The organism is Westiellopsis prolifica IICB1, assembly GCF_004323185.1.
Classification (GTDB): Bacteria; Cyanobacteriota; Cyanobacteriia; order Cyanobacteriales; family Nostocaceae; genus Pelatocladus; species Pelatocladus prolificus_A.
On sequence record NZ_NAPS01000001.1, the window covers coordinates 2,168,369 to 2,190,949 of the forward strand.

General features: G+C 40.8%; 17 protein-coding genes. 13 read left to right on the forward strand and 4 right to left on the reverse strand.

The window, feature by feature from the left end:
* The first annotated feature begins 63 nt into the window (after positions 1–63).
* From B4U84_RS09225 to B4U84_RS09265, 9 genes are all read left to right on the forward strand, one after another.
* The gene (locus B4U84_RS09225; protein ID WP_131117181.1) at positions 64–1,734 is read left to right on the forward strand and encodes a DUF3352 domain-containing protein; all 1,671 of its coding nucleotides are present in this window, start codon (positions 64–66) and stop codon (positions 1,732–1,734) included.
* A 146-nt stretch (positions 1,735–1,880) separates the two neighbouring features.
* Positions 1,881–2,369 carry a hypothetical protein gene (locus B4U84_RS09230; protein WP_131117184.1) on the forward strand — a complete coding sequence of 163 codons (489 nt, stop codon included), beginning with the start codon at positions 1,881–1,883 and terminating at the stop codon, positions 2,367–2,369.
* 98 nt (positions 2,370–2,467) lie between these two features.
* Complete coding sequence (cysE, locus tag B4U84_RS09235; RefSeq protein WP_131117186.1) at positions 2,468–3,235, forward strand: serine O-acetyltransferase; 768 nt, start codon at positions 2,468–2,470, stop codon at positions 3,233–3,235.
* 862 nt (positions 3,236–4,097) lie between these two features.
* The gene (locus tag B4U84_RS09240; protein ID WP_131117189.1) at positions 4,098–5,288 is read left to right on the forward strand and encodes a response regulator; all 1,191 of its coding nucleotides are present in this window, start codon (positions 4,098–4,100) and stop codon (positions 5,286–5,288) included.
* Between the two features lie 301 nt (positions 5,289–5,589).
* A complete protein-coding gene (locus B4U84_RS09245) occupies positions 5,590–5,955 on the forward strand; it encodes a response regulator transcription factor (protein ID WP_044447662.1) in 366 nt (121 codons plus the stop codon).
* Positions 5,956–5,963: 8 nt separating this feature from the next.
* On the forward strand, positions 5,964–6,512 hold the full coding sequence (locus B4U84_RS09250; protein WP_242677583.1) for a chemotaxis protein CheW: 549 nt from the start codon (positions 5,964–5,966) through the stop codon (positions 6,510–6,512).
* A 32-nt stretch (positions 6,513–6,544) separates the two neighbouring features.
* Positions 6,545–10,408 (forward strand): GAF domain-containing protein, encoded by a 3,864-nt coding sequence (locus B4U84_RS09255; protein WP_242677584.1) that lies wholly within the window; start codon positions 6,545–6,547, stop codon positions 10,406–10,408.
* Positions 10,409–10,551: 143 nt separating this feature from the next.
* Positions 10,552–13,566 carry a hybrid sensor histidine kinase/response regulator gene (locus B4U84_RS09260; RefSeq protein WP_131117196.1) on the forward strand — a complete coding sequence of 1,005 codons (3,015 nt, stop codon included), beginning with the start codon at positions 10,552–10,554 and terminating at the stop codon, positions 13,564–13,566.
* On the forward strand, positions 13,563–14,036 hold the full coding sequence (locus B4U84_RS09265; RefSeq protein WP_131117200.1) for a chemotaxis protein CheW: 474 nt from the start codon (positions 13,563–13,565) through the stop codon (positions 14,034–14,036). Before B4U84_RS09260 ends, B4U84_RS09265 begins: the two co-directional genes overlap by 4 nt.
* An 81-nt stretch (positions 14,037–14,117) precedes the next feature.
* On the opposite strand, the gene B4U84_RS09270 is transcribed toward B4U84_RS09265, so the two are convergent.
* Positions 14,118–14,708, reverse strand: coding sequence for an Npun_F5749 family FMN-dependent PPOX-type flavoprotein (locus B4U84_RS09270; protein ID WP_131117203.1), 591 nt, complete (start codon positions 14,706–14,708; stop codon positions 14,118–14,120).
* A 3-nt stretch (positions 14,709–14,711) separates the two neighbouring features.
* Positions 14,712–15,581, reverse strand: coding sequence for an alpha/beta fold hydrolase (locus tag B4U84_RS09275; RefSeq protein WP_131117206.1), 870 nt, complete (start codon positions 15,579–15,581; stop codon positions 14,712–14,714).
* A 492-nt stretch (positions 15,582–16,073) separates the two neighbouring features.
* Here B4U84_RS09275 and B4U84_RS09280 point away from each other — a divergent pair, with 492 nt between their 5' ends.
* The 4 genes from B4U84_RS09280 (at position 16,074) to B4U84_RS09295 (ending at position 20,263) form a co-directional block, all read left to right on the forward strand.
* The gene (locus tag B4U84_RS09280) at positions 16,074–16,889 is read left to right on the forward strand and encodes a DUF1206 domain-containing protein (protein ID WP_131117209.1); all 816 of its coding nucleotides are present in this window, start codon (positions 16,074–16,076) and stop codon (positions 16,887–16,889) included.
* A gap of 157 nt (positions 16,890–17,046) precedes the next feature.
* Positions 17,047–18,201 carry a glycoside hydrolase family 10-like protein gene (locus B4U84_RS09285; protein WP_131117212.1) on the forward strand — a complete coding sequence of 385 codons (1,155 nt, stop codon included), beginning with the start codon at positions 17,047–17,049 and terminating at the stop codon, positions 18,199–18,201.
* Between the two features lie 11 nt (positions 18,202–18,212).
* Positions 18,213–18,644 carry a C6orf136 family protein gene (locus tag B4U84_RS09290; protein ID WP_131117215.1) on the forward strand — a complete coding sequence of 144 codons (432 nt, stop codon included), beginning with the start codon at positions 18,213–18,215 and terminating at the stop codon, positions 18,642–18,644.
* 302 nt (positions 18,645–18,946) lie between these two features.
* Entirely contained in the window at positions 18,947–20,263 is a 1,317-nt protein-coding gene (locus B4U84_RS09295) for a BamA/TamA family outer membrane protein (RefSeq protein WP_131117218.1), read from the forward strand.
* Positions 20,264–20,378: 115 nt separating this feature from the next.
* Here the strand turns inward: B4U84_RS09295 and B4U84_RS09300 are convergent, their stop codons facing one another.
* A complete protein-coding gene (locus B4U84_RS09300; RefSeq protein WP_131117221.1) occupies positions 20,379–21,041 on the reverse strand; it encodes an ABC transporter ATP-binding protein in 663 nt (220 codons plus the stop codon).
* Between the two features lie 114 nt (positions 21,042–21,155).
* Entirely contained in the window at positions 21,156–22,427 is a 1,272-nt protein-coding gene (locus B4U84_RS09305) for an ABC transporter permease (RefSeq protein WP_131117224.1), read from the reverse strand.
* Between the last annotated feature and the right edge of the window lie 154 nt (positions 22,428–22,581).

Below are 22,581 nucleotides of genomic sequence, written 5' to 3' on the forward strand. Positions count from 1 at the left end.
GCATCTTGACCAGGAATAAATGCTTAGAGGATTTGAAGCAATAGAAAATTAAGTGAACAAATTATGAAGCAAAGCTTATTCTTTCGTTCCCTAGCGACTATTTCACTGCTGCTGTTGATTACAATCTCTGGTTGTAGTGGTTTATCTAGTTCAAATTCTTTGGTGGGAATCAGTGGAACTAGAGAACAACCTGGTGCGGCTATTTTTGTGTCCCAACAAGCACCAGTGATGCTGTCAATGCTAGTCAATCCTGATAAATTACAAGCATTGGAGCCTGAAGGAGAACTATCTAAACTTAAAACCAGTTTATTAGCCAACACAGGTTTAGATTACAAACAAGACATTCAACCTTGGTTGGGAGATGAAATTACCCTAGCTGTTACTACCCAAGACATCGATCGCGATCCCAGCAACGGACAGCAACCAGGGTATCTAATGGCACTAGCAACCAAAAATCCAGAGAAAAGTCGCGAATTTGTGGACTTGTTGTTTTCCAAACGAGCTCTAGCTGGAGCAAATTTAACTACAGAAGAATACGAAGGTATCAAAGTAATATCTGACTCTCAACAAGTAGATACAAAATCTCAAATCCAAAATTCTTTGGCGGGTGCTGCTGTTGGTGATGATTTTGTCTTGTTTGCTAATGATCCCAAAATACTACGAGAAGCAATTAATAATGTCCAAGCTCCTGATCTCAATATAACTACCTCTAGTAAATATCAGAAAGTTGTTAAACAAATACCCAAAGGTGCATTAGCTACAGCCTTCCTCAATCTTCCTAATGTTGCTCAATGGCAAGGTTTACAACTGCCAGAATCAGCAATTTATGATACTGAAATAGTGTCTCTAGTTTTATCCAAAAAAGGATTATTAGCAGAAACTAGCTTACTCGCACAAGCCGAAACAGCACCTCCGCAAGAGCAAGTAACTCAACCTGTAGAAGCATTAAAATATATTCCAGCCTCAGCAGGTTTAGCGATCGCTGGCACAAATTTGAGTAGCTTACCTAACAGCAACTTAACCCAAGTCTGGCAACAAATTAAAGTAGCCATATCCGGCTCAAAAAAAGATGTTGTTTCTAATTTAGTAAAACCTGTGGTGGATGTACAAACAGGCTCAGATATCGACTTAAAAGCAGATATTTTTAGCTGGGTACAAGGAGAATACGCCATCGGATTCTTACCCCGTCCAGAACAAGCAAATCCTGATTTTGTGTTTGTAGTTAAAAAAACTGAAACCACACCAGGCGGAATTTCTCATTTAGATGAAATTGCATCCTCAAAGGGATTATCACTCAACACTTTTGATGTAGACCAACAAAAAATCTCTGCTTGGACACAATTAAAAGCCACAAAATTTACCGATCCTCAACAGCGAGAAAAATACGCCATTGAAGCGAAAGTTTCCGGAGTGCATATTAGCCAAGGAAATTACGAAATTTTTGCTTCCAACCTCGAAACAATGAATGAAGTTCTCAATGCTAAGAACAATTCCTTAATTAGCGATCGCCAATTTAAAAATAGTATTGCTGCTATTCCCCAAGAAAACCAAGGTTACGTGTATTTAGATTGGGCAAAAAGTCGAGAAATATTAGAAAATCAAATCCCAATTCTCAGACTAGCAGAAATACTCGCAAAACCCGTATTTGAGAATCTGCGATCGCTCACCATCAGCAGTTACGGTAGCAACACAGAAATTTTCAAAAGTGGCGTCTTCTTCCAATTAGCTAAATAGTTAGTCAAAAGTCAAGAGTCAATTGTCAACGCTAATTGAGCATAGGGAGAAATTTCTCCCTTTTCCTCCTTCTTCCTCTTCCCAATGCGTGAATTTTGAATTTTGAAGATAGAATATAACTACAATCCCTTCCTTAGAGGGCTTCTATGGATAAACGTTGCCCCCGACTTATTTTAAAAGGGGGTTGGATTTTAGCACTGCTGGCATTTATCACCCCGGCGTCTGTATCAGCAGATACTTCTTATTTTGGTGAAATTACTCTATCGCCTCACTTTGAACCAGCACAAGGAACAGTAACAGGTTATACAGGTGGCTCTTATTCTTTGTCAGCAATTAGTAATCGCGATCGCCATGAAAAAACCTGTATTGGCTTCGCTGATCCGACCCCAGACCACATCTTAATTTTGGAAAAAAACTTTTCCCAGTTGAAAGTAGTAGTAAACAGTGGTGGCTACGATACCACCTTACTCATTCAAGGCCCAGACGATAACACTATTCGCTGTGGTGATGATACAGGCGATAATAAAGATGCCAGCATCGACGACACAGACTGGAAAGCAGGAACTTACAAAGTTTGGGTAGCAACCTTTAACTCTCAGATCAAAAAGAACTACACACTTTTTGTCCAGGAATAGTTATTGATTGGGGTCGGGGGCCCATTGACCAACAAACAACACCCAAGGAGGTTAAAATAGAGTGTAGCTTGTTTGGCAAAACAGAGGGTTCTTAAAGCGTGCTGTCTACACTCCTTGCTGATTTTCGCATTATCTTTGAACGTGATCCAGCTGCTCGTAACTGGTTGGAAGTATTGTTTTGCTACCCTGGTTTACAAGTTCTGCTATTTCATAGGCTGGCTCATTGGTTGCATCATATTGGTATTCCCTTTATCCCCCGTTTGATTTCTCATCTTGCCCGATTTTTAACCGGAATTGAAATTCACCCTGGTGCTGTGATCGGTAAAAGTGTATTTATTGATCATGGGATGGGAGTTGTGATTGGTGAAACAGCGATTGTAGGAGACTACACACTGATTTACCAAGGTGTCACTTTGGGTGGTACTGGTAAGGAAAGTGGTAAACGCCACCCGACTTTAGGTGAAAATGTTGTGGTTGGTGCAGGTGCAAAAGTCTTAGGTAATATCCAAATTGGTAATAATGTTCGTATTGGTGCTGGCTCAGTTGTTTTGAGGGATGTACCTTCTAATTGCACCGTTGTTGGTATACCAGGTCGTATTATCTATCGTTCTGGCGTGCGCGTCGCCCCATTGGAACACAATAATCTACCAGACTCAGAAGCAGAAGTTATTCGTGCTTTGGTGGATCGCCTCGAATTGTTAGAAGAGCAAATACAAAGCCTACAACAAAACAAATCAGATAGCAAAACTCTTGTTTTCGTAAGTCAATTATCTACACAAAATGAAGGTGAAAAATTACAAGATGGTGTGTGTTGCAATCTCAGAGATAAAGCGATTCAAGAGTTTTTAGACGGAGCTGGAATTTAAAATTTTGATGATCAGCATTTAATTAGGACTTACGCAAAACATCACGCGCATTTGCGGTAATTCATGAATTACCGCTACGCAAGAATAAGGTTTTCGGTTACATCTTGCGTAAGTCCTGATTGGTTCAGAACACAAGTCCGTAGCGATCGCCGGAATTATACCAATTTCAAAAAAGAATGCGACAGATAGATTCATAGAACTCTTATGAAGTGTCAATCGTTACCTCATAATTTTGATTGAACAGTATATCAAGATGTCGGTAGGCGATCGCACCCGGAGATAATATAACTTTAAAAATCTCAAAAAATTTTATTTCGCCTACCTGCGGAATGTGAAAACAATAATTTGATATAAATGACACTAAATAAATTTATAATTGCTTGACAATCAACAGCCAATTAATATCAACCCACTAAAGATTTGCTTGGTAATTGATAATGTATAACTTTGGGTATATACTATGTATTCTGATATAGTTATCAGATTTTATTTTTGAAAAAAAAACTCAGTACCCTTGATATTATCAGTTCCCTATTCTTTGTTCCCTGTATTGATAATTAAGTTCATAAATCAAACCGGATTACCGTAGACTTATGTTTGTATTTAAAGGCTAGATTGCAGTTTACAACTGTTACAGTAAAGGGTCTGAGTAATTAAAATATAAGGGTGCCATACATCTATTCAATAATCATAGAGTTTTGATTAAGGTTATCTCCTGTCTGGGATAAGTACTGTTAATAGACATCTACAACTGAGTATAAACAGCATGGGATCACATCAATAATTCCATGGATAGTTTTCATGAAAAATATCTGGGGCTGCAACTAGACATAAGCTTAATTTCAACTATAAGATTTTTACAATGTTGACTCCTTTATCTGTCAGATCCATAGATCTGCCAATAGCTATTTACAAAATAGAAAATAGCAGTGATCTAGCAAAATGTATTCAAACTTTCAGTCGTGAGCAAATTTCCGGGCGACTGGATTTTACTTTTTCAGGCAACCAAGCAGCAATATGGAGTCTATTTTTTCACCAAGGTTGTTTAATTTGGAGCGCCGGTGAATTACATCCGTTGCGTCGTTGGAATCGACAACTACATCAACACTGTCCACATTTAGCTGCTGACTTGTGCCAACAAAAAACAGAGCGTCCTCACAATTGGGATTATGGTTCTTTAGTAAATCAGGTGAAACAGGGAAAAATATCGCCAGGAAAACTAGCAGCAATTATCGGAGGAAACATTTTAGAAATTCTGTTCGATATTATCCAGGCAGTAAACTTACCTCGCCAAAATGGAGAAATGCAAGTTACTTACAGCAAATTTCCACAAGATCTAGTTGACTCAAAATTGCTTTCACTCCAACTTGATCAAGCTTGGCAACATGCATTCAGAGCTTGGACAATCTGGCAAAAAGCTGGTTTAGCTGGCTTTTCTCCGAATCTGGCTCCGGTGATTTGGGATAATGAAGGACTGCAACAACAGACTTCACAGTCTGTTTACAAAAATCTGACGATGATGGCCAACGGCAATTGGACACTCAGAGATTTAGCTGCCAAGTTAAGACAACCTGTAGTACCCTTAACGCAGTCGATCATGCCTTATGTTAACCAAGGCATGATGGGATTAACCCACGTTGGAGATATCAACTTCTACGTGAAGCCCGTCATTGGTTCCCTAATTGCCTATATCGAAGATAGTCGATTTGATAGCGAGATGATGGGGCGTATTCTTGCACCTGCTGGCTATCGATTTATCAATATTAGAGACTCCATACAAGCACTACCAATGCTGCTAGAGCATAAACCTGATTTGATTTTTTTGGATTTACTTATGCCTGTAGCAAACGGCTATGAAGTGTGCGCTCAAATCCGCCGTATTTCATCATTTAAAAACATCCCCATAATTATTATTACCAGCAGTGATGGTATTGTTGATCGGGTGCGGGCAAAAATTGTTGGTTCTTCAGGGTTTTTAGCAAAGCCAATCGAACCGGGAAAGGTATTATCTGCTTTGCGGCAATATCTACCAGCTTCACCCTTATCTGCTTAATAGGAGTCAAACGATTTTGGATTTTGGATTACTCTGTCGAGAAGCCGCACTGCGTGCGTCTATGGATTTTGGATTGATCCCTAGTACTTTGTCACAGCAACTTTTAAGGGTAAAAAAAACTAACCACAGAGACGCAGAGAACGCAGAGGAGGAGAAAAGAGAGATTCTAAAACTTGGTTTACCAAGCAATGTTGATGTGACAAAGTACTAGTTCCTCCCCATGTTTAAAAAACAGGGGCTTTCCCCACGAGGAGGTTCAGTGAATTTGCAGGAATTTGGTATCACATATCACGATAAAAATATGATCACGGTTCTTTTAGTTGAAGATAGTTTGACAGAAACGAAAGTACTGACTCATTATCTTAGACAAGCTGGTCTATCAGTAGTCAGCGCCACAAATTGTGAAGAAGCTCGAATTAAGCTCAGTCAGCAAAAACCGGATCTGGTAATTGTCGATGTCATTTTACCTGGGCAAAGTGGCTTTGAACTTTGCCGCGAACTAAAGACTCATACTAGTACTTCCCAAATTCCGGTTGTGATTTGCTCGACAAAGGGAACAGAAGTTGACAAACTTTGGGGCGCTATGCTGGGTGCGGACGCTTATCTTCCCAAACCAGTAGACCAAAACGAATTGACAAACACTGTCTTGCGCTTAACTGCTGTATGAGGTATGCAATGATGCAATCATCTGAATCACAGCTAATAGCAACCAACAGTTTGGAAGCTTTGATATTAGATCCACTTCCCCCTGACACTAGAGTGCGTCTACTCCGCTTCCCTCTGGGAATCCAAGACAGTGCGCTGTTACCTTTAGAGCAAATCGCCGAAATTATCCAAATAGATGTAACAGAAATTTTGCCTATTCCGGATATGCCAGATTGCATCATCGGAATTTGCAACTGGCGGGGAGAAATGCTTTGGCTGTTGGATTTTAACAAATTTGTTGGTTATCCATCCCTATTGCAATTGCAGCCAATTTCAACTGCCATAACAATCATAGTAGTTCAAATTAATCATCAATCACTGGGACTAGCAGTACAACAAGTCAACGATATTGAATTACACGACTTAGAGCAACTCCAAGTAGTGCCATTTGGATTATTTCCCGCTGATCTTATACCACTGATCCAAGGAATTCTACCTGGGTGCAACGATGCTGTCTTAGACCTCCAAGCTATTATTCATTGCCCTCTATGGAAAAACCATCAGGAGAGAGAGCCTTAAATTCTCCAATTGCACGATTCATGAAGCAACTCATGAAAAGTGATACCCAAGACAACCAAGAAATTACTGAAGAAACTGAAGATTTAACCCTGGATGTCAATTCACCAGATTTGTATCAATTAGACGATGTCAATCAAAATGCAACTATGCAGAACTTAGAGCGATCAGAATCAAGATTCAACCCTGTTTCTTTTGGTAACTCATCATTCAGAAGCGGTAATAGTAGTGATTTGTCAGTCCGGAGCAGAGATTTGATCAGTCTGGATTGGTTATTTGCCATTGCCAAACAAATGCGCCAGATGGAAACAATTGATACTCTGTTCGCAACTGTAGTTACTCAAGTGCAGCAATATTTACAAACAGAAAGAGCATTATTATACCGGGTAAAAAGTCAAAGCCAAGGGGTTGTCTTAGCAGAGTCGATGGTCAATGGCTATACACCCACGTTGAAGGAATCTTTACCGATAATTGCCTTTGGAGCCACCCAGCCAGACGACTATCAGCAACAACCATTCATTGCAATTGACGATATTGCTAACAAAGGACTGACTTCTTACCAATACCAACTGTTCAACCAATTTCAGGTACAAGCTAGTCTTAGCTTGCCAATATTGGTAAAAGATAAATTATTTGGCTTGTTGGTGGTGCAGCAATGTTCCCATCCCCGCGAATGGGAAGCTCAGGAAATCAGCCTGCTCTACCAAATTGTGACAGAACTGAGGCTAAGTTTGCAGTCATTAATTTTTCGCAACGAACAGCAAGCATTAGCCCGCGTCAGCGAAAAGATTCGCCAGACAATGGATTCAAAAAATATTTTCCAGACTACAACTAGAGAGGTACAGCAACTGCTCAACGTCGAGCGAGTCGCTATTTACAAGTTCAACTCAGACTATTTTGGAGAATTTGTCTTTGAGTCTAAACCTGTAAATTTAGACTCAATAATTGGGCAGACTTGGAAAGATACTTATCTTCAGCAGCATCAAGGTGGTAAGTTTCGCGATAATCAACCCTACGTAGTAGATGACGTTGACCGTATTATTGGGGTTAGTAGTTGTTATTTAGAAGCCTTTAAAAATTTCAGTATAAAGGCTTGTGCGATCGCTCCGATTTTTGTTGAGCAAGAACTTTGGGGTTTGCTCTGTGCTTATGAACACAGCGATTCCAGACACTGGCTAGAGGATGAAATTAAACTCCTGACTCAGTTTAGTAGCCATTTGGGAGTAGCTTTACAACAGATAGAGTTGTTAGAAGAAAAGATTAAAACAACAAAGTATAAACAATCACTTCCTACTATCATCCAAAAGATGAACTCTGCCTCATACATAGACCGCACTTGCGAAATAGCCGTGCAAGAAGTGCGACAACTATTGGGTGTGGAGCGAGTCGCCATTTATAAATTTCGCCCAGACTATTTCGGTGACTTTATTTTCGAGTCCGAGTCTGGGGGCTGGCCTAAACTGGTGGGTAGTGCTTGGGAAGACACCTATATCCAAGAACACCGGGGTGGCAGATTTCGCAACAACGAACCATATGTGATTAATAACGTCTATACTGCTGGTTTGACTGATTGCCATTTAACAACCTTAGAGTACTTTGGCGTTAAATCCTGCCTGATTGTGGCTATTAAACAGGGCGAAAAACTCTGGGGTTTATTAAGTGCATTTCAACACAGCAAATTTAAGCATTGGCTAGAAATTGATGTCACCTTGCTTAGTGGGATTGCTCAACAGCTAGGCGAAACCCTGCAAAATCGAGAATACATTTTACAGCTAGAGACACAAGCCGCGCAGATGGCTAAAGCTGCTCAAATAGACCACGCAGTTGCCCAACTTATTCCTAAAATTCTCCAGTCCCAGAGCTTGAACACTATTTTTCGCATTACCAGCCAAGCAGTTAAGCTATTACTGAAATGCGATCGCGTCGCCATCTATCGTTATAATGCCGATGGCAGTAGCAACTTGGTTACAGAGTCAATCATCAAAGGCTTGGATACTTGGCCACAATCGTATACAGCAGATGTCTTTGCCAACCCAGAAGATTTGCATCGCGAGCGTGGAAGCTTAGTGGTGAATAACATTTACACTTCTGGTCATGCTCCAGATGCGATCGAATATTTGGAAGCAATGGAAGTTAAAGCTTATGTAATCACACCTATTTTCAAAGGTAACAACCTCTGGGGTCTACTCGGCGTTTATCAAAACAGTGAACCTCGTTCATGGTTAGATGTGGAAGTCAGAGCCTTGAAACAAATTTCCGTGCAGATAGATGTAGCAATGCGACAAATAGACTACATCGAAAAACTGCAAACTACATCACAACAACTGACCAAGACAGCCGAACGGGAACATTTGATTGGTAAGACAATTGATCGAATTCGGCAGTCCCTCGATTTGCAGAAAACCTTTGAGACCACGGCGAGAGAAATCCGTAATTTCATGGAAGTTGATCGCGTTGCCCTCTTCAAATTTGACACCGCAACTAACTACCGCGACGGAGAAACCATTGCCGAAGATGTCAGACCAGGTTATGTTTCAGCCTTAGCAGTCAAAGTCACAGATCATTGCTTCAGCAAACAGATGGCTGAACAATACAGAAAGGGACGCTTCTGTGTCATCGATGATATTTATCAAGCAGATATCCCAAATTGTTATATCGATGTTCTTTCTCAATTTCAGGTACGAGGCAACTTAGTTGTACCCTTACTCAAAGGGGAAGAACTTTGGGGATTGTTTTGTATTCACCAGTGTAGCGGGCCTCGCCATTGGCAGGAAACAGACGTCGAATTTGTCAAACAAATTGCTGCTCAACTCAACATTGCTATTCAGCAAGGAGAGTATGTAAAGCAACTACAACACCAATCACAGCAATTAGCAGAAGCTGCTTATCGAGACAAGAGTGCCAAAGAACAACTGCAACAGGAAGTAACTCAATTACTCACAGCAGTCCGACCTGCATTAGCAGGTAATCTCACCGTCCGCGCTCCGGTTACAGATACAGAGGTGGGTACTGTTGCCGATGCTTATAACAACACGATTAGCAGCTTACGGCAAATCGTCACCCAAATGCAAAGCGCTGCAAATCAAGTGACTCAAATCTCTAAAGGAAATGGCTTGGCGATTACTAAGCTTGCAGCCCAAGCCCAAGAGCAATTCCAAGCTCTCGAACAAGCTCTCGAACAAATTCAGATGATGGTTAGCTCAACCGCAGCAGTAAAAATGAACGCTCAGGAAGTTGAGGCCGCAGTCCAACAAGCAAACCAGACCGTAATCGCAGGAGATGCAGCCATCGATCGCACTGTTGATGAGATGGAAGAAATCCGAGAAACAGTGATCGAAACCAACCAGCGACTTCTACGCCTGTCGGAATCGTCTCAGAAAATTTCCAAAGTTGTCAACTTGATCAGTGGGTTTACAACCCAAACTCAACTGCTAGCTTTGAATGCATCAATCGAAGCTACTCGTGCTGGAGAATTTGGGCGTGGTTTTAGCGTCGTTGCTGACGAAGTGCGATCGCTCGCTCGTCAGTCCGCAAATGCAGCCACTGAAATTGAGGAACTAGTGCAGGAAATTCAACTGAACACAGCAGAAGTTTCGAGAGCCATGGAAATAGGTATTCAACAGGTAGCATCAGGAACTGATGTTGTGAACGAAGCTCGTCAGAATCTCAATGCGATCGTAAACGCCACAACTCAAATTAGCCAACGAGTCACGGGTATCACTCAGACAACTCAAGAACAGACCCAACAATGTCAATTAGTAACTCAAATCATGACAAAGGTTGCAGCCATTGCCAACAAAACCTCTAAAGATTCTGTAACAATTTCCGGATCTTTTAAAGAACTGCTAGCAACAGCCCAAGACCTCCAATCCAAAAGCGAACAATTCAAAGTCAATTAAGTCAATGACTTTTGTTTAGTTGGTTGTTAGTCATTGGTCATTGGGCATAATTAAGAAATTTTTGACTTTTGACTTTTGACTTGTTTTGTCCCCAATCCCCCAGATAGTAAATCCAAAATCCAAAATCCAAAATCTAAAATTGCATGTCCCTAGACCCGACTATTCGTGAGCAAACGTATCCATATTTTCTGCAAGAAGCACCAGAACTTTTACAAGCTTTGGAACAAGGTTTGTTGAACCTCAGAGAAAATTGTGGTATCAATCAAGTCAATGATTTAATGAGAGCTACCCACACTTTGAAAGGAGCAGCAACGAGCGTGGGATTAGAAACCATTGCTACTGTAGCTCACTCTCTAGAAGATATTTTCAAAGCTCTGTGTCAACCTAATGTAGTTATTGATCCAGAAGTTGAAGCTTTACTGTTTGAGGGATTTGAATGTTTACGACTACCTTTAGTTGCTGAACTTACTGGTGGTTCGGTTAATCAGGCTGAAATTTTAGATCGAACTGCTGCTATTTTTGCCCGATTACAAGAAAAATTAGGAGACTTTTTTGCTCAGGAAGCACACCTTCCGACTTCAGCCGAGTTAGGCTTTGATTTAACTCAGTCATTATTTGAAGTGGGGGTGACTCAGCGTTTAGAGCAAATTGCTACGATTTTAGACAATGGTCAGCCCGAAGAAATTGCTCGCCTATTGCGGACTCAAGCTGAAGTTTTTCTGGGTTTAGCTGAGTCTTTGAATCTATCGGGATTTGGAGCGATCGCCCAAGCAGTACTGAGTGCTTTGGACAACCACCCACACCAAGCAGTAGTCATCGCTGAACTTGCTCTGAAAGACTTACGAGCCGCCCAAGCAGCCGTACTAGCAGGCGATCGCGTCCAAGGTGGTGAACTTTCGAGTGAGTTACAACAACTTGCGATGCAAACCACTGAATCTGAGACACTTTTTTTTACCTCTATTTCTGAAGCCGACGAAGAGCAAGAAATTCCTTCTATAGAAAGCATCTGGGGACAACAGACAAGCTCAATTGAGCCAATTATTAATCAAGATTTAGAACATTTTACACAATTCAACTCGGATGTGAACTGGGAGCAATACCTCAGTCCTGTCTACAATTCCCCTGAACCGAAGCAATCGATTAGTCCTGTAAATCCTCTACCTTCCAAAGAGCAAATTTCACCTTCTCCCACAGTCCGGGTGAGTGTTAAGCATTTAGATGAACTTAATTACTCGATAGGAGAATTAGTCACTAACCAAAATCACCAGTCGCTTCAAATAGAACAGCTACAAGCTAACAATAAAACGCTTCTCAACCAGATAAAACAACATCAAAAACTTCTCATTCAACTCCAAGACCAGTATAAGCGTCAGATGAGTTTGCTAGAGCGATCGCAAACTACTGCCAAATCTTCTAGCAAAAAAGTCCGCAAAGCCTTTAAGAATATGCGATCGTCAGGTGTTGTAACTACTCAAAAGCACACTGACAGCGCTTACCTAATTCAGTCACTTCTGGATCATACGGTGCAACTAGCAGAAACTGCTGAAGCTATTGATCTGCTGAATCGATCTTCTCAGCAAACATCAGAAAAGCAGCAGCAACTGCTGAACATCACCAAGAGTGCTTTAATCGAAGCCCGGATGTTAACTCTCGGTGAGATATTTGGTCGCTTTCCCCAGATTCTGCAACAGCTAGAAACCCTCTACAATAAGCCGATCTCGTTGCAACTGTATGGAAATGAAGTTCTAGTCGATAAGGCTGTAGCAGAAAAGCTCTTTGATCCCTTACTACACCTAGTACGCAATGCCTTTGATCATGGTATTGAACCTGTAACAATGCGTCAACAGCGAGGTAAACCAGAAAAGGGTGACATCAAAATCTCCGCCTATCACCAAAGTAAATATCTGGTAATTGAAGTACAGGATGACGGAAATGGCTTAGATTTCGATCAGATCCGAAAACGAGCGGTAGAACGACAATTAATTTCCGTGGAACAGGTAAATCATCTGAATCAGACTCAGTTGACTAATTTACTGTTTGAGCCGGGGTTTTCCACAGCGTCCCAAGTCAATGACCTCTCTGGGCGTGGTATTGGACTTGATGTCGTGCGGAACCAGTTAAAATCTCTTCAGGGTACAATCACGGTTAATTCTGAACTACATCAGGGTACAAAATTCATCTTGCAGATTCCTTTAAGTTTGACGATCGCTCAGTTATTGATCTGTGGGGTTGGTTGCAGAAACTATGCTTTTGTCGATGATGCGATTGAACAAATTCTGATTCCTACACCTAGTCAAATTCAAGAGCGCAATGGTAACAAATTTCTCCGATGGGGTAAGGAGATGGATGAAAAACTGGTGTCAATTTACTCACTTGCGAGTATTCTAAATTACAATTTTCCGACTTTTCCCCTTTCTTATCCTCCTATCCCTGCTCCCCCACACCCCATACTTTTGATTCGCTGTCAAGATCAACTTTTGGGGTTGGAAGTTGAGCAACTCATTGGAGAGCAGGAGTTGGTGATTCGTCCTTTAGGAGCAATGATTGCAGCACCTAATTATGTTCACGGTGCTAGTATTCTGGCTAGCGGTGAGTTGGCGTTAGTGATCGATGGGGGAATATTACTACAAAAAGTTTTTGCTAAACAGCACGATGACCAAATCTCCAGAATTTGGGCAAAATCAGTACCCTCGTTGCTTCCACAAAATTCTCAACAACCATTGCTGTCTCAATCTCATACTGTCGTACCAACATTCTCTGCATCAGAATTTGATACCAAAGCAAGTGCAAGAATTTTAATCGTCGATGACTCGCTAACTACACGCCAATCTGTAGCGATCGCTCTTCAAAAAGCTGGCTACTATGTATTTCAAGCACAGGATGGTCACAAAGGAATCGAGCAATTCCAGCACCTCAGCGATATTCAACTGGTAATTTGTGATATCGAAATGCCTCGTATGAACGGATTTGAATTTCTTCGATCCCGGCAACAAATTCCTAGTTTAGCAGACATTCCCGTGTTAATTCTGTCATCTCAAAGTAGCGAAAAACACCGCTCCCTGGCTTTGCAATTAGGAGCTACTGCATATATGACCAAGCCCTACATGGAGCAAAAGCTATTAGCTATGGTGGCAAATTTGCTTGAGAAAGACACATGAAAATCATCCAAAATCAGTCCCAAGTGGAAAAGTTCATTACCTTTACAGTCGCAGATTACTGGTTGGCGCTACCAATCAAAGCTGTATTAAAGGTTGTGACTTGTCCTGTTGGAGATGATCAAAAACTCAATCAAATGGGACTAATCCAGATTGGTCGTCATCTAATTCAGGTTGTAGATTTACATCAATACTTAAGCAGAGAAGCTGTAAATCAATTAGCAAAAAGTCAAGCTTTTTTACTAATTACGCCTATTTCTCAAACAGAACTCTGCGGTATTCTCACATATGAACCACCCGATTTGATAGAGTTGTCTCTAGAAATGATGCAACCACTATCACAGTCTTACTATCAGTCTGGTTTGCTTGAGATTGTTAGTCATGCTGTTGTAGTTGCACAAGAGAAAGGTACAAAAACTATTTTTTTATTGGACTTGCAATTAGTACTCCATCACACAATTTCTGACGGGTAATAGATCCCCGACTTTTTCAAAAAGTTGGGGATCTGAACACCCACAGTTTCAACTCGCCCCCAAGCCCGCAAGTAAGCGATCTCATGGATTAATAGCCTGCATAGACCAATCTTGTTTCTGGTCATCGTAGCGATAGAGCCAGCGATTTTGTGGTTCGCCACGCAATTCTAAGTGATCTACTTTGAATGGGTCGAGTAGTAATAGACAAAAATTTGGTAATGGGTTTACTGGATCAGGTTGTGGTAGGATAAAAGCCTTTTGATCCTCAATTTTTCTGGGTTTACCAGGATGAGGCCAAGCAAACTGTATGCGTGCAGGATCACTCAGTTCTTGCCAAGTATTCATCCGGGCTTGTTGTAATATCGGGTCAAAATAATCACTTCTCACCAGAGTTAAACAGCCGCTTATCCGAAATTGTTCGCGTGTGTTAGGAAAATACCAACAAACTTCTGCCCAAGGTTTTAGTAAGATTTGAGTAGCTTTTTCACTACGGTCATCAGTAATAAATTTGAGCTGATTGGTATCTTCTAAAAAGCCACGAAATACCACAGTCCGATTAGCAGGACGACCATCATCTTTAACTGTTGCGAGTTGTAGGTAACGAGCGTAAACAAGACTGCGGTTACGATGAAGAGCGCGAGCGATCGCACTTCGCCAAGGAGCAATAGACATAAGTTACAGTCCCAGATACTCCTGTATATATTGATTGACTAATTCCGGTCGTTCCTGTTGTACCCAGTGGCTACAGTTAGGAATATATTTAATTTGCAAATCTCTCACATAAGCTTCTGTACCGTAAGTTAATTCTTTACCAAGTGCGGTATCGTTTTCACCCCAAATCATTAACGTTGGTACTTCTAAAACTCCCCAAGTTTTATTAAACATTTGGTCTTGAAAAATATTGCGATAATAATTCAACATTGCTGTCAATGAGCCGCGTTTAGCAGCAGCATCTTTATAAGCTTCAATATCAGCTTTGCTAAAAGCATTTTTATCAACAGCCATACCTTGAAAAGCATTTTCAATCAATTGATAATCCCATGATTGAATTAGGACTTCTGGTAGCCAAGGTAATTGAAATAAAAACATGTAAGAGCTTTTGAGCAATTGCCCAGGTGTACGTAAGCCTTCACTGAACTTAGCTGGATGAGGAATATTTAGTACAACTAATCGCTCTACCATTTCTGGATAAGCATAGGCAAAACACCAAGCGATCGCACCACCCCAATCATGACCAACCAAAACACACTTTTCATATCCTAATCCCTCAATCAAACCCTTAATATCTTGAATAAATTCATCCATTCTATAAGCAGATTGCTCTTTGGGTTTGTCGCTGTCATTGTACCCACGCAAATCTACAGCCACGACTTTAAAATACTTCGCAAATTCAGGAATTTGATGCCGCCACGAATACCAAAATTCAGGAAAGCCATGCAACATCAACATCAACATCAATGATCCTTCTCCCTGAGTCACATAATGCAGCTTAATTCCATTAGTAATTATATAATCGTGTTGCCAATTAGCGTCTATCACAGCCATGACTTATTCACCTCCATAAAAAATTTTATTATTTGAGGTAATTACTACTTATTAAAACTAATTAATAGAAAAATAATTACTATTCTAATTAACAAACAATAACTTTATTTTCTAATTTCATATTTAAGATAACACAATTTATTTTATTTAGTCAGAACTTACGCAAGATGTGACCGAAAACCTTATTTTTGCGTAGCGGTAATTCATGAATTACCGCAAATACGCGTTATGTTTTGCGTAAGTCCTGTTAGTAAATATCTAAAACAATAAAAGAATTTAAATTGCTTGCCTCCCTACTAGATGATTTTAGCGTCTTAGTAGTAGCCTTTGGTAAGCCGCTTTGCATATACGTTAAAAAGTAAAGAGATAAATTTTTCGCAACAAATTAAATTCATAAATCAGTCTCTTGAAAATATGGAATTCTCCTTAAGATGGATGAAAATCATCGCTTAACCTTGATAAAACCATAGCTATAATTATATTCAAACAACTATGACCCAGCAATTAATACACCATCCATCAAATTGGATTGAGCGCCTAGCTAGATTTGGTTATATATCTAAAGGAATAGTATACACTGTTGTCGGATTCCTCGCATTGCAAGCAGCAGTGGGGAGCGGAGGAAAAACTACAGATTCTCAGGGCGCACTCCAAGAAATCGTCAAACAGTCATTTGGTCAAATATTGCTCTCTTTAATAGCGATTGGCTTAATTGGATATGTCATTTGGCGTTTTGTAGAAGCGATAAAAGATCCAGAAAATAATGGAACAGATACCAAAGGAATAGCAAAAAGAATCGGTTATGCAATTAACGGCTTTATTTACGCTGGTTTAGCCTTGACTGCTATCAAACTTGCCCTTGGCACTGGTGGAAATAGTAATAGTAACTCTACACAAGATTGGACAGCACGTATACTTTCTCAACCCTTTGGTCAATGGCTCATTGGAACTATTGGAGCATTAATCATTGGTCTAGGATTTTATCAGTTTTATCAAGCTTTTAGTAATAAAATTCGTAAAAAACTCAACTTAACAGAATTAAGCAATACAGAACGTAAATGGGTAATGACAATTTGCAGATTTGGCGTAGCTGCACGGGGTATTGTATTCTGCATAATTGGCTGGTTTTTGATTCAAGCAGCAACCCAATATGATCCAACTCAAGCAGGAGGTTTAGACCAAGCATTACAAACCTTAGCGCAACAGCCTTATGGACCTTGGCTGTTGGGTATCGTGTCATTAGGTTTGATTGCTTATGGCATATATATGGTAGTGCAAGCGCGGTATAGTCAGCTAGCAACAAATTAAATCAAAATTCTTAGTGTCTTGGTGTCTTAGTGGTTCAATATTTCTTCAACACCAAGACACATAGACAAGGCAGTGCGGTGGACGGGTTTCCCGGCATAAAGCACCTGCCGTATGCTAGCGGCTTTCCGTAAAGGTAGACACTAAGTATATTAAAAATATGGCAATTATTGAAATTCGAGGTGTTTGGCTGACTACTACTGATAGCAAGGTTCTGCATTCTCAGGAACGCATTGCACAAGCGATGGACTTTCTCGCCGAGACAGGTTTTAATGTTGTCTTTCCTGTTGTCTGGGGTAAGGGAGCAACACTATATCCGAGTCAAGTAATGCAACAGACCTTCGGTACAGAAATTGATTCATCATTTCTGGGACGTGACCCGTTAGCAGAAGTAGTAACCGCCGCCCATCGAGTTGGTCTGAAAGTCATCCCTTGGTTTGAATATGGATTCGCTAGTTCCTACAAAATGAATGGCGGGCCAATGTTAGCGAAAAAACCAGAATGGGCTGGACGTGATTGTAATGGTAATTTACTCAAGAAAAATGGCTTCGAGTGGTTGAATTCTCTCAACCCAGAAGTCCAAAATTTCATGTTGAGTTTAATCCTAGAAGTTGTACAAAATTACGAAGTTGATGGTATTCAAGGTGACGATCGCCTACCTGCATTACCATGCGAAGGTGGTTATGACCAATTTACTGTAAAACTCTACAATCAGCAGTTTGGTAAAAATCCCCCACGAAATCCCAAAGATGATCAGTGGTTAAAGTGGCGTGCTGACATTTTGACAGAATTTCTTGCTCGTTTATATCAATCAGTCAAAGCAATAAATCCCAATTTAATAGTCTCAATGGCTCCTAGTATTCCTGGTTGGGGATTGAAAGAATATTTGCAAGATTCGCGGACTTGGTTAGAACGAGGGCTAGTTGATATCTTGCATCCACAAATATATAGGCGTGATATTTTTAGTTATCGATGTACACTTGAGCAGTTGATCAACAAGCAATTATCGAGGAGAGAATTAGCAAAATTAGCGCCAGGAATTTTAATGAAAATTGGTTCCTATGAAATCAGTGCTAAACAACTTTTACAGGTAATTGAATTTAATCGTAATTGCGGGATGGCAGGTGAGGTATTCTTTTTCTATGAAGGTTTGCGAGCAGATAATAATGCTCTGGCGAAGGTATTACGAAAAGGCCCTTATGCTCAATTAGCGACTTTTCCTTCTGTTGCGGATTTAAATAGACCGAGTGCGGATAGAATAGAATTGTCTTCTCTGTGGCAAAGATTACTAAGACTTTTCAAAGCTATTTTTTAGAGGCAATAGTTGTGGATTATCAATCGCAAGTTGATCAAAATATAGAGACTCTACGACAGGATTTACCGACATTATTTGAAAAAGATATTTCCTACGATATTTATACACAAAATATATATTTTCAAGACCCAGTTAATAAATTCAAAGGTAAAATAAATTACCGCATTATCTTCTGGACTTTACGTTTTCATGCTCGCTTATTTTTCACAGAGATTTATTTTGACTTACATGATATATCTCAGTCAGCCAAAGATATTATCCTAGCAACATGGACTGTGCGTGGTGTGTTACGTGTTCCTTGGAAAGCACACATATTTTTCAATGGCTATTCTACTTATAAACTCAATCAAGATGCTTTAATTTACGAGCATATCGATACTTGGGATAGAAAACCAGGAGAAATTTTACAGCAGTTTTTTCGTAAAGGGAAAGATCATAAATAATGGGTTCGTAGTAAGCACTAAAGTGCTTATTTAAGCGCTGTACGCGCAGCGTTCCCGCAGGGTAGCGCTGACTACGAACGGAACGGAACACATCCTTGGTTCAAGACGCGATGAATCGCGGGTTCAAGACGCGATGAATCGCGTCTCTACAATTTGGTCTGTCACATTATTTTTTCAAATTTGTATTACTTCTGTTTTATCCGTAAGCAATCCCGGAGGACTGGTAGTTAGTATTATTGCCATTGCTTATTCTCTTATAAACAAAAACAAGCTAACTTCCTGTCAATCAGGCTTTATTAATTATGCGAATTTCTTCTGCTGCAATTTTTACTTTAGCCACTTTAGCCACTAACAATGTGACTCAGCAAGCAACTGCTGCACCTACTAATGATTCCCCACAGAATCAAACAACTACAAATACAAATTTAGTAGTGCAAGCAACCGAAGTCACCTCTACACAAACAGATGCGATCGCATCACCAGAAACAGTTGTAGTTTCCGAGTTCTCCCAAAACAATAATTTAGCTGTGACAGCTACGGATATACAAATTGTTGGTGCGACACCAGAATTACAGCAGATCATTAGCAAAATCATTAAAACTCAAGTTGGCAGCGAAACTAGCCAAACTCAATTACAACAAGATGTAGCGGCAATTTTAGATACTGGTTTATTCGCCAATGTTAGCGTTAATAGCCAAAGTACCAAGACTGGTTTAAATGTAGTTTATCAAGTGCAACCAATTATAGTGCGATCGCTCCTATTTTCTGGTGCAAAAGCTCTTAACTATCAACAAGCTTTAAAACCATTTCAATCTCTAGTCGGTAAACCAATTAGTCCTGCTAACTTACAGCAAGCAGTCCAGCAGATCAATCAATGGTACGCTGACAACGGTGACAAAGTAGCGCGGGTATCAATCACACCCAATCTTGAAGGAGTTTTGAGTGTCAGTATCGCAGATTCGGAAGATCGCAATGGCAAAATAACCTCTTTCGATGCTCAAGATAATCCTTTATCTTTTAGTGGTATAGGCATCGACGATTTGAAAACTGTATCTTTTACAGCCAACAAAGACAACCGCGATCATCCCACTAACCCAACTCAAGGATCTGTTTTACGTTTGCAAACAGAACAATCAATTTCCATCGGTAAGGGTGAAATTTCCATCAATCGCCTAGAGGCAAATTATAGTCGATTTGTGCCAATCAAATTATTTGATTCGCAACAGCCACAAGTATTTGCTGTCAACCTGCAAGCAGGAACTGTGATTAGTAATTCAGCGTCCGATAAAAAATTTAATTTGGGCGGAACAAATTCTGTACGTGGTTATGATTCTGGTCAACTTGGTAATAGTCGGAGTTACGTATTAGCTTCCGCAGAATACCGCTTTCCTGTGTGGCAAAATTTCGGTGGCGTTTTGTTTGGTGACTTCGCCTCTAATTTAGGTTCTGGTGACACTGTATTAGGGAACCCAGCAGGAGTACATGGTAAACCAGGAATTGGTTTTGGTTACGGCGCAGGTATACGCTTCAATTCACCCTTGGGCTTACTTCGCGCCGACTACGGAATCAATGACCGAGGTGAAAGCAAATTTCACTTTGGTATCGGTCAGCGTTTTTGATTTTTTGGGGATCGGGATAAGACGCGGTTCGGTGGAGAGTCGCAGACGCGGAGATTGATTTACCCGTGTCTCCCTTGTCCCCGATCCCTGATCCCCTTTCCCCGATCTTCTCAAATCAACCTACAACCAAACCATCCTGAACCCGAATAATCCTTTTTGTTTGCGCTGCGACATCTGGTTCGTGGGTGACAATCACAATCGTGATTCCTTGGTCATTTAATTCTGTCAGTAATTCCATCACTTCTTCAGAAGTCTTAGTGTCCAATGCTCCCGTTGGCTCATCTGCTAAAACCAAAGCAGGTCGATTTACTAAAGCACGAGCGATCGCGACTCGTTGCTGTTGTCCTCCAGAAAGTTGGTTGGGACGGTTGAAAATCCGGTCTTCCAAACCGACTCTAGTCAAAGCTGCGATCGCTTTTTGACGGCGTGTTGATTTTGGTATATTAGCGTAAACCATCGGCAGCATAACATTTTCTAACGCCGTCGCCCGTGGTAACAAATTAAATTGTTGGAAAACAAAACCAATCCGTTGATTACGAATATACGCCAATTCATCATCACCAAAAGTTGTCAAATTTCTGCCTTCCAAAACATATTGTCCACTTGTAGGGCGATCCAAACAGCCGATAATATTCATCAACGTCGATTTCCCAGAACCAGACATACCCATAATCGCGACATATTCCCCTTCCTCAATAGCCAGATTAATACCCTTGAGTACTGGCACATGCACATCCCCAAGTTGGTAAGCTTTAATAATAGATTCCATCCAAATCATTTTTTTAATCGTTGTTTGTTAGTGATTTAGGTTTAGAACTCCAATCCCCAATCCCCAATCCCCGTTACCCCTTCGCCCCTAATCCCCACTCCCTTGGGGGGAGTGGGGGCCCACCTAATCACTCCTCAAAGCAGCAATCGGATCTAACTTAGCCGCGTTGCGTGCTGGTATGACTCCGGCTAATAACCCGACTGTAAACGAGAGTCCAAAGCCAGCGATGATTGATAAAGGCGAGACAACAAAAGGAAATTTAAAAATAGCTGCTGCTGCTGCTGCAATGACCACACCTCCTGCAATCCCGATACCTCCTCCTAAAGCAGATATAACGATCGCTTCCGTTAAAAATTGGTTGAGGATAGCAGAATTGGTTGCACCTAGTGCTTTGCGAATCCCAATTTCTCGTGTGCGTTCAACGACGGAAACGAGCATAATATTGGCAATTCCAATTCCTCCAACAAATAAAGAAATACCAGCGATCGCTACCACCATGACAGTGAATAAACCCACAACATTTGTAAAAGTATTAGCAATATCAGCTTGGTTGGTAATCCGAAAATCATCTGTTTGTGGTGGAAAAATGTTGTGGCGCAGACGCAAAATATTAGTGACTTGAAATTGAGCCGCTTCTAGTTGCTCTTCATTACTGGCTTTAAGTAAAATTACACTTACAGAAATACCATTTAAAGCGTTATTGCCAACAACTCTTGCTGACATACTCGTCAGAGGAATAAAAATTTGATCATCCCGATCCATTGGGCCTTGAGAACCTTTAGGTTCCATCACTCCAATCACTTCATAAGCTTCTCCTTGAATACGGATTCTTTCACCGATGGGATCGACACCTTCGCCAAATAGGGTTCTTTGGACTGTGGGGCCTAAAATAGCAACCTGCTTGGCGGTATCAAGTTCCTCTTGGTTAAAAAATCTCCCTGATTGCGGGTGAGTGTTTCTGACTTCTGGATAATTTAAATCTGTGCCATAAATCGTCGTGGATGTGTTCTGTCCTGCATAGACAACCTGGGCGCTGCGTTGTAAATAAGCAGAAACAAGTTGAGCAGATGGTGCTTGTTGAGCGATCGCTTTTGCATCTTCCCAAGTTAAAGTACTGCTAGAACCCAGCCCTTGACGAACATTTCCACTTCTAGCAGAACCAGCAAAAACTTGCAGAATATCTGTACCTAACGCCTGAATTTGTTGCTCAGTAGCCTTCTGCACACCCTGACCCACAGAAGTAATAGCAATTACTGAGGAAATCCCGATAATTACGCCCAGCATGGTTAACCCAGTGCGTAATTTATTACTCCACAAAGCTTCTGTCGCCATTGACAATATTTCCGTCATTGGCAATTGATAAGCACTTCTACCCTTATAAAAAACCTTAAACATGCTCGTTATATTTAATACTGATCGAAACTGAAAATAAAAATAAATTAGGACTTACCCACACTCTACAAATCCTTGGCGTTCTTGGCGTCTACCGTTCCGGTAGGCGCGTAGCGACTTCTGCAAGTAGCCGCTTGCGCGTCTATGGCGGTTTAAT

Excerpts from the sequence above, each read along its gene's own strand:
- B4U84_RS09225 (WP_131117181.1), top strand. The coding sequence starts at position 64 with ATGAAGCAAAGCTTATTCTTTCGTTCCCTAGCGACTATTTCACTGCTG.
- B4U84_RS09230 (WP_131117184.1), top strand. The coding sequence starts at position 1,881 with ATGGATAAACGTTGCCCCCGACTTATTTTAAAAGGGGGTTGGATTTTA.
- B4U84_RS09240 (WP_131117189.1), top strand. The coding sequence starts at position 4,098 with ATGTTGACTCCTTTATCTGTCAGATCCATAGATCTGCCAATAGCTATT.
- B4U84_RS09245 (WP_044447662.1), top strand. The coding sequence starts at position 5,590 with ATGATCACGGTTCTTTTAGTTGAAGATAGTTTGACAGAAACGAAAGTA.
- B4U84_RS09250 (WP_242677583.1), top strand. The coding sequence starts at position 5,964 with ATGATGCAATCATCTGAATCACAGCTAATAGCAACCAACAGTTTGGAA.
- B4U84_RS09255 (WP_242677584.1), top strand. The coding sequence starts at position 6,545 with ATGAAAAGTGATACCCAAGACAACCAAGAAATTACTGAAGAAACTGAA.
- B4U84_RS09260 (WP_131117196.1), top strand. The coding sequence starts at position 10,552 with ATGTCCCTAGACCCGACTATTCGTGAGCAAACGTATCCATATTTTCTG.
- B4U84_RS09265 (WP_131117200.1), top strand. The coding sequence starts at position 13,563 with ATGAAAATCATCCAAAATCAGTCCCAAGTGGAAAAGTTCATTACCTTT.
- B4U84_RS09270 (WP_131117203.1), bottom strand. The coding sequence starts at position 14,708 with ATGTCTATTGCTCCTTGGCGAAGTGCGATCGCTCGCGCTCTTCATCGT.
- B4U84_RS09275 (WP_131117206.1), bottom strand. The coding sequence starts at position 15,581 with ATGGCTGTGATAGACGCTAATTGGCAACACGATTATATAATTACTAAT.
- B4U84_RS09280 (WP_131117209.1), top strand. The coding sequence starts at position 16,074 with ATGACCCAGCAATTAATACACCATCCATCAAATTGGATTGAGCGCCTA.
- B4U84_RS09285 (WP_131117212.1), top strand. The coding sequence starts at position 17,047 with ATGGCAATTATTGAAATTCGAGGTGTTTGGCTGACTACTACTGATAGC.
- B4U84_RS09295 (WP_131117218.1), top strand. The coding sequence starts at position 18,947 with ATGCGAATTTCTTCTGCTGCAATTTTTACTTTAGCCACTTTAGCCACT.
- B4U84_RS09300 (WP_131117221.1), bottom strand. The coding sequence starts at position 21,041 with ATGATTTGGATGGAATCTATTATTAAAGCTTACCAACTTGGGGATGTG.
- B4U84_RS09305 (WP_131117224.1), bottom strand. The coding sequence starts at position 22,427 with ATGTTTAAGGTTTTTTATAAGGGTAGAAGTGCTTATCAATTGCCAATG.